This window comes from Clostridium sp. AF27-5AA (genome assembly GCF_003478415.1).
GTDB lineage: Bacteria > Bacillota > Clostridia > Lachnospirales > Lachnospiraceae > Otoolea > Otoolea fessa.
In genome coordinates, this window is record NZ_QUFH01000023.1 from 1 (window position 1) to 5,018 (window position 5,018).

Genomic DNA, 5,018 nt, shown 5'->3' on the forward strand with positions numbered 1-5,018 from the left:
CCCGAACAGTCAAAGGAGGTGGACGGGCTGGAGCCGCCCCACACATAGGGCCAGCCGATATACTTTGTGGCTTCTTCCATGAGCGCCGCAAAAGCCGGGTCATCCAGCGCCTCGCCGGGTATCTCATAGCTGGGGCCGGTATCTTCGCCGCCGTTGTAAATCCCTTCCCACAGATAGGGCTTGTTGCCTTTGAGCTGCTGCATAACGGTGTAGATTTCCCGCTGCTGTTCGTTAAGCCTCGGCAGGATCACGGCAGGCAGCGTCTTGTTTGTGAGGGTCACATTTAAGATGTAATACTCATAGGGGACTTCCTCGGTGGTGGTTTCCCCGGTCTCCGGGTCGGTGCTGGTTTCGGTGCGGTAGCGTATCTCGACTTCCTCCGTCAAGGTCAGTTCATACTGTGCCTCAAAGATCTCCCGCAGCTCGTCCTGCACCTGTTCCCGGAAATACACATGGTACTTTGCCGAGAGATAGGACGCCAGCTCATAGGGGTTATGGCCGATCTCGTCCACGGAATAGCGGTACTCGTCATAGCCGGGATGGGTGCTTTCGATGTTTGCCACCGTCTGCGCCAGCTCGTTTTCCAGCGCCGTGTAGTCCTCGTCTACGCCCAGCAGGTCCGTATCCTCCGAGGCGTAGGAGGTGCCGGATAACGCATTGGCAAGGCCGCTGCCAAGCGTGGGGAAAATGGAACTTACCGCCGACACAAGAAAACAGAGCAGCAACAGCAGGAGCAGGACCAGCACCGCCACGGGATGACGGGTCACAAACTGCGCCGCCCGCCGGGTCGCAGTTCCCGAAGCGGCAGCGGTTTTCTTTGCGGCCTTTGCGCCCTGTTTTGCAGCCGCCTTTGCTTCTTTGGAATACCGGCGTTTCAGTTTCCATTTCTGCTGCACACGGGAAAGCGGATTGCTGGCAAGCTCCGGGTGCTCGGAGGCCATCTTCTGAAAATCCATATTGGCCCGGGCTTTTATGTCCTTCCGTTCCCATTTTGCCACCTTCCGGGCCGGGTGCTCCCGCCAGCGGCGTTTGGCATACCGGGTCAGTTTCCGGGCTCCGGCCTCGGCCACAAGTTCCGACTTATGGGCTCCTTCCACACCCACATTTTCATGCTCGACTTCGTGGATCTTGTTGTGGACATAGAACCATGCTTCTGTACGGGCTCCCCGGACTGCCTTTTTTGCAAGCCCCGGCGGTTTCTTCGCTGCCCGTTTTGCCTCGGTCTTGTCCAGTTTCTCCCGAGCCTTTCCCAGCTTTTTCCCGGCGTGTTCCGCTTTTGCCTGTGCTTTCTGGTACTTGTCCTTTTTGCTCCCGGCATTCTCTGCGGAGCCCTCCGGCTCCTGTGCCTTGCTGGTATCCTGCGGCCCGCCCGCTTCATCCTCCTGCCTCATGCGGTCAGAGGGACGGCTTTTGCGGCTGTCCTCTTGAAACTTGCCGCTTTTGGACTTCGGGCCATCGTGGCCCGAAGGGCTGTCCTGCCCGGTATCCTCGTCCTCAAACCGCAGGCGTCGGGATGGTGCAGGGGAAGGCCCTTCCCGTTCCGCCGGTCCGGGGCGATTGCCCCCGGTATCCTCCGTCGGCCCCGGCCTTTGAAAACTCCGTTTGTCCGGTTTCTTTCCGATGATGTATCCCTCCTTTCCAAACCTCGGGCCAGCATGGCCCGAAGTGTGTTATGCCCGGTTCATTTCCTGTTTTTTGTCCTCCGGGCGGGTGGTCATAATGGCGTACAGCTCGGTGTTCTGCGGGAAGCGGTCAACAAACGGGATGGTGGTGTTCCCGAAGAACAGCAGCCCTTCGCCGGAATTGGTATGGGTCACATAGGAAAGCTGGTGGGGGCTGATCCCAAGCTGTTTGGCTAAAATCTGCCGGTCCCCCTGTGCCTGCGAGAGCAGCACAAGGAAGTCCGAGTTTTCAAAGATGTTCTCGATCTCCGGGCTTGCCAGAAAATCCTTTACGTTCTGCGTTAAAGCACTCGGAACGCACCCTTTTTTCCGCAGCATTTTCCAGATCGCTACACAATAGCTTGCCGTCAGACGGTCACGGAGCAGCACATGAAATTCGTCAAAGTAGCACCATGTAGCGATACCGCGGAGGAAATTCATGGACACCTGCGAGTTTACCAAGTCCTGCATAATGAGCATGGCAATCGTCCGAAGCCCGGCTCCCAGCTTTTTTAAGTCAAGGCATACCAGACGGCGGTTTAAGTCCACGTTGGTTTCATGGTTGAACACGTTAAGGGAACCGGACACATAGATTTCAAGAGCCGTCGCCAGCCGCACCGCCTCGCCCTCCGGCTGGGAACAGAGCAGGTCATACAGGGTTTGGAGGGTCGGCATTTTGCTTGTTTCCGGGTCCTGCAAGTGTTCCCGGTACATCTGGCGCACACAGCGGTCAATGACGGTACGCTCCACCGGCTGCAAGCCGTCCTTGCCGCCAACGATCAGCTCCATCAGCGACAGGATAAAGTCGGCTTTCAGCGCCATCGGGTTTTCCTCGTCGAAGCTCAAATCAATGTCCATCGGATTGATGTGGTGGGGGCTGTCCGGGGCGATCTCGATGACCTGTCCGCCCAGCCGCCTGATAAGGGGCGAATATTCGCCCATCGGGTCCACCACGATAATGCGGTCTTTTGTGGCAAGGAACACATTCACAAGCTCCCGCTTTGCGGCAAAGGATTTGCCGGAGCCAGGCACGCCGAGGAACAGGCCGTTGGGGTTTTTGAGCTTTTTCCGGTTCGCCATGATGACGTTATGGGAAAGTGCGTTGAGCCCGTAATAGACGGCTTCGCCATCCATGCGGAGCTCCTGCGTCATAAAGGGAACGAAAATGGCCGTGGAGCTGGTCGTCATGCCGCGCTTGATCTCAATGCCGTTATGGCCCAGCGGAAGGCTGGAAAGAAAACCGTCCTCCTGCTGGAAGTCCAGCCGCTTCAAGGTGCAGTTGTATTTCTGGACGATACCGGACACCGTGAACAGGTCATTGTCCAGCTCCCGGCGGGTCGGAGCCATGTTTACCACAAGGAAGGTCAGCAGGAACATTCTTTCATTCCGGCTCTGTAAATCTTCCAGAAGGGTCTTTGCGTCGTTGCTGTATGTTACGAGGTCGGGCGGAAGTATGTCCATGTCGTACCCTGACCGGGCTGCCTTCTTTTGTTCCTCCACCTTCATCTTGTCAATGTCGGAGACTTTGGCCTTGATGGATTTTACGGCGGCGGCCTGATCAACGGTCTGGATATGGAGGGTGATGGTCATTTCCGCATCCATTTCCAAAAGCTCCGCCAGCAGCTTGTCCGAGAGCTCCGAGGCCAAAATCTGCAAGTAGGAGGCAGCGCCCCAAGTCGTCCCCACCCGGAACAGTCGGCTGAAACGAAAATCGAAACTGTCCGGGGCGATAAAGTCTTTGGTGGAAAGCCCGGTTTTGGGGATCATATCCCATGAAAACCGGAAGGGGGAGCCGCTGCCGGGGTGGAGCTGCCCGTGAAGAAGCTCCAGCCGTTCCAGCCCTGAAAGGGAGCGGCACTTGACGCCCAGCTTTTTGAAGTTCCCGCAAATGTCCGCCTCTACACGTTCCAGCCTTGCCCTGGCGGTGGAAAGGTCGTCCACGTTCACGCCGAAGGTCAGGAGCTTTGTGCGGACAATGCCGTTGTTGCTTTTGGCGATCTGGTTTTCCAGCATTTCCACATACTCACACCGGACGCTGTTGTAATCGTCATCCTGCATGGGGATGTTCACGCTGTACCGGCTGCCCGGGCGGCTTCGGTGGTTGAGGAAGGAAAGCTGGAACGGAAGGCTGCTGTCAAAGTAGTTGAGGCAGGCGCTCCACCCGTCAAAGATGGCCGCCTGATCTTCGGACTGTGCGAGCTGGTAGTTGATGTCCTCGTATTCAATGGTTTTGGTGTAATAGCGGTCCGTTACCCGGCACACCCCATCCCGGTACATTTCCCGGTAAGGGAGGGTCTGCTGGGCGGTGGTGGGAATGTTCTTTCCCTTTGTGAACAGGCCGGTAAGGCCCTGCTTTTCAGGCTTTCTGCCTGCGGGCTTTCCGGCCCTTCTGCTGTTTCGCAATCGGCTGCGCCTCCTTTCTGGCGCTAAGCAGCGCATAGAAGTTTTCGGTTTTGTAAGGCCGCACCCGGGGATAGAGGAACCGGGTGCGGATGATGTTTTTCAGCACTTTTTCCAATGGCAGGCCGTCCCGCTCATACATAGCCAGAAAGAAGAACGGGAGCATGAGGCCGATCATTAGGAACATGGCGGCGCTGTTCCCGATACTGTCACGGGAAAGCAGGTAGGCCGGGAGCCCCACCGCCGCTGCGCCGGAAAAACAAACAAGCTGGCGCTTCGTCAGATTGAAGGCCAGCTTTGTCTTAATTTTGGAAAGGTCTTTTGGTACTGGCACATAGGCCATTTGGGTACACCTCCTTTACTGCTTCGGGCCAGCATGGCCCGAGGTCATCTTGCGGCCTCTTTGGCCGGGGCTGTACTGCGGGCGGCTTCGGCGGCCTTACGTCCGCTCTGCCTTGCCCGCCAGTATTCGGGATTATACTGCCGGATGGACTGGTTGAGGTTTTCTTCAAACTGCCCTTTGTCCTTAATGCGGTCAGGTATGTTCCACAGCTTTTTGTCCAACAGTTCCCGGAGCACCACACTTTCCTGCGCGTCCTCCTCATAGCAGATATAGCCCTTATCCTTGAAGCCGCACTTTTTCGCTGCTGGGGAGAGGACGGCGGCTACCTCGTTTGCCACCATCGTTCCGCCGTGGCTGGCGGTAGATACCAGAAACACCCCTGGACAGAGGGTTTCACAGCTCTGCACATCACCCCACGGGGAACTTTTCGGCGCATGGAACATTCCGCCCGTCCGGCTCCGGTCCGCCTGCATGAGCGCCGCCTTTTCCAATATGGCGCGAAGTTCCGGGGAAAAGTAGGCGTATTCCCGCAGGACACGGGCGGCCTCCCCGCCGCAGGCGTTCATCAACAGGGTATAGGCATCGCTGTCCGCTTTGGTACAGCGGCCCAGCAG

Annotated in this window: 4 protein-coding genes; all 4 read right to left on the reverse strand. The window is 57.4% G+C overall.

The genetic code is table 11. The annotated features are described in order from the left end of the window. Positions 1-1,391, reverse strand: a 1,391-nt coding sequence (locus tag DWY89_RS14080) for a CD1108 family mobile element protein (protein WP_118524777.1), incomplete at its 3' end; no start/stop codon positions are given. Positions 1,392-1,670: 279 nt separating this feature from the next. Next, positions 1,671-3,938, reverse strand: coding sequence for a VirB4-like conjugal transfer ATPase, CD1110 family (locus tag DWY89_RS14090; RefSeq protein ID WP_107001296.1), 2,268 nt, complete (start codon positions 3,936-3,938; stop codon positions 1,671-1,673). 79 nt (positions 3,939-4,017) lie between these two features. After that, a complete protein-coding gene (locus tag DWY89_RS14095) occupies positions 4,018-4,404 on the reverse strand; it encodes a PrgI family protein (RefSeq protein ID WP_016306500.1) in 387 nt (128 codons plus the stop codon). A 44-nt stretch (positions 4,405-4,448) separates the two neighbouring features. Further along, the coding region (locus DWY89_RS14100) for a hypothetical protein (RefSeq protein WP_243022845.1) at positions 4,449-5,018 on the reverse strand (570 nt) is incomplete at its 5' end.